3 protein-coding genes are annotated in these 2,662 nt (G+C 71.8%); all 3 read left to right on the plus strand.

Translation table 11 applies throughout. The features are described 5' to 3' along the window. Positions 1-1,074, plus strand: a 1,074-nt coding sequence (locus tag PUR71_RS00950) for a vitamin B12 dependent-methionine synthase activation domain-containing protein (protein WP_329924353.1), incomplete at its 5' end; no start/stop codon positions are given. Then, positions 1,071-1,988 (plus strand): methylenetetrahydrofolate reductase [NAD(P)H], encoded by a 918-nt coding sequence (gene metF, locus PUR71_RS00955; RefSeq protein WP_329924354.1) that lies wholly within the window; start codon positions 1,071-1,073, stop codon positions 1,986-1,988. The genes PUR71_RS00950 and metF, both read left to right, overlap by 4 nt. After that, on the plus strand, positions 1,960-2,662 hold a 703-nt coding region (locus PUR71_RS00960; protein WP_329924355.1), incomplete at its 3' end, for an adenosylhomocysteinase. The genes metF and PUR71_RS00960, both read left to right, overlap by 29 nt.

The following is a 2,662-nucleotide window of genomic DNA, read 5'->3' on the forward strand; positions in this document are numbered from 1 at the left end:
CTGGCGGCCGACTACCCGGTGATCCTCGGCGGCGCCGCCCTCACCCGGGCCTACGTCGAGCAGGACCTCCACGAGATCTACGAGGGCGAAGTCCGCTACGCCCGCGACGCGTTCGAGGGCCTGCGGCTGATGGACGCGCTGGTCGGCATCAAGCGCGGCGTGCCCGGCGCGGTGCTGCCGGAGCTGCGGGGGCGCCGGCACGCGCGGGTCGAGGTGGTGTCCGAGCCGGACACCGGGCCGGTGCGCTCCGACGTGGCCGTGGACAACCCGGTGCCCGTGCCGCCGTTCTGGGGCACGCGGGTGGTGCGGGGCGTCCAGCTCCGCGACTACGCCTCCTGGTTGGACGAGGACGCACTGTTCAAGGGGCAGTGGGGGCTCAAGCCCGGCCGGAACGCGGGCGGGCCGGGCTACCAGGAGCTGGTGGAGACCGAGGGGCGGCCGCGGCTGCGGGCGCTGCTGGAGCGCGTCCAGACCGAGCGCCTGCTCGACGCCGGGGTGGTGTACGGGTACTTCCCGTGCGTGTCCAAGGGGGACGACCTGGTGATCCTCGACGAGCACGGCGGGGAGCGGATGCGCTTCACCTTCCCGCGCCAGGGCCGGGGCCGCCGGCTCTGCCTGGCCGACTTCTTCCGCCCGGTGGAGTCGGGGGAGACGGACGTCGTCGGGCTCCAGGTGGTCACCATGGGCAGCCGGGTGTCGGAGGCGGCCAACGAGCTGTTCGCCGCCGACGCCTACCGCGACTACCTCGAACTGCACGGGCTGTCCGTCCAACTCGCCGAGGCGCTGGCCGAGTTCTGGCACGCACGGGTGCGCTCCGAGCTCGGCTTCTCCGGCGAGGACCCGCAGGACGTCAAGGACATGTTCGCGCTCAAGTACCGCGGCGCCCGCTTCTCGCTCGGCTACGGAGCCTGCCCGGACCTCGCCGACCGCGCCAAGATCGCCGAACTCCTGGAGCCCGAGCGGATCGGCGTCGTGCTCTCCGAGGAGTACCAGCTGCACCCCGAACAGTCCACGGACGCGATCGTCGTCCACCACCCCGACGCCGTCTACTTCAACATCGGAGGACGCCCGTGAGCACGCTGAAGGAGCGCCTGCGATCGGGGGAGCCGACGTTCTCGTTCGAGTTCTTCCCGGCGAAGACCGACGCCGGCACCCGCACCCTGTGGGAGGCGATCCGCCGGATCGAGGCGCTGGCCCCGGACTTCGTGTCCGTGACCTACGGCGCCGGCGGCACCTCGCGGGACCGCACGGTCGAGATGACCCGCCGGATCGCGACCGAGACCACCCTGCGGCCCGTCGCCCACCTCACCGCCGTCGGGCACTCGCGCGCCGAACTGCGCCGCATCATCGGCCAGTACGCCGACGCCGGGGTGCGCGACGTGCTGGCGCTGCGCGGCGACCCGACGGGCGACCCGCGCGGCGCGTGGCACCCGCACCCGGACGGTTTCCACCACGCGCACGAACTCGTGAGCCTAGTGAGGGAGTCCGGGGAGTTCGGCATCGGCGTCGCGGCCTTCCCCGAGCGGCACCCGCGCTCGCCGGACTGGTCGAGCGACATCCGGCACTTCGTCGCCAAGTGCCGGGCCGGCGCGGACTACGCGATCACCCAGATGTTCTTCCGGGTCGAGGACTACCTGCGGCTGCGCGACCGGGTCACCGCGGCCGGCTGCGACACCCCGATCATCCCCGAGATCATGCCGGCCACCGACGTCCGGCAGATCTCCCGCTTCGCCGAACTCAGCGGCGCCGTCTTCCCCGAGGACCTGGCACACCGCCTGGAGGCCGCCCGGGACGACCCGCGCGAGGGCCACCGGATCGGCGTCGAGCACGCCACCGCGATGGCCGAACGGCTGCTCGCCGAGGGCGCGCCCGGCCTGCACTACATCACCCTCAACCGTTCCACGGCGACCGTGGAGATCCACCAGAACGTCCAGACCGTCACCCCTAGGAGTACCGGGCATGCCCTCGCAGGACACCGAGTTCACTGATTTCAAGGTCGCCGACCTCTCCCTGGCCCCGCTCGGCCGCAAGGAGATCCAGCTCGCCGAGCACGAGATGCCGGGCCTCATGTCGATCCGCGCCGCGTACGCGGCGTCGCAGCCGCTGGCCGGCGCCCGCATCACCGGCTCGCTGCACATGACGATCCAGACGGCCGTGCTGATCGAGACCCTGGTGGCGCTGGGCGCCGAGGTCCGGTGGGTCTCGTGCAACATCTTCTCCACCCAGGACCACGCGGCCGCGGCCGTCGCGGCGGCCGGCATCCCGGTGTTCGCCTGGAAGGGCGAGACGCTGGAGGAGTACTGGTGGTGCACCGAGCAGGCGCTGACCTGGCCGGACGGCCAGGTGCCGAACATGATCCTGGACGACGGCGGTGACGCCACCCTCCTGATCCACAAGGGCGTGGAGTGCCAGAAGGCCGGCGAGGTGCCGGACCCGTCGACGGCCGACAACGACGAGTACCGCATCGTCCTGGAGTTGCTCGGCCGGTCCACCCTCGACTGGGCGGCCGTCGCGGCCTCCGTCAAGGGCGTGACGGAGGAGACCACGACGGGTGTCCACCGGCTGTACGAGATGCACCGTGACGGCAAGCTGCTGTTCCCGGCGATCAACGTGAACGACTCGGTGACGAAGTCGAAGTTCGACAACAAGTACGGCTGCCGGC

It is taken from the genome of Streptomyces sp. SP17BM10, from assembly GCF_036322405.1.
GTDB lineage: Bacteria > Actinomycetota > Actinomycetes > Streptomycetales > Streptomycetaceae > Kitasatospora.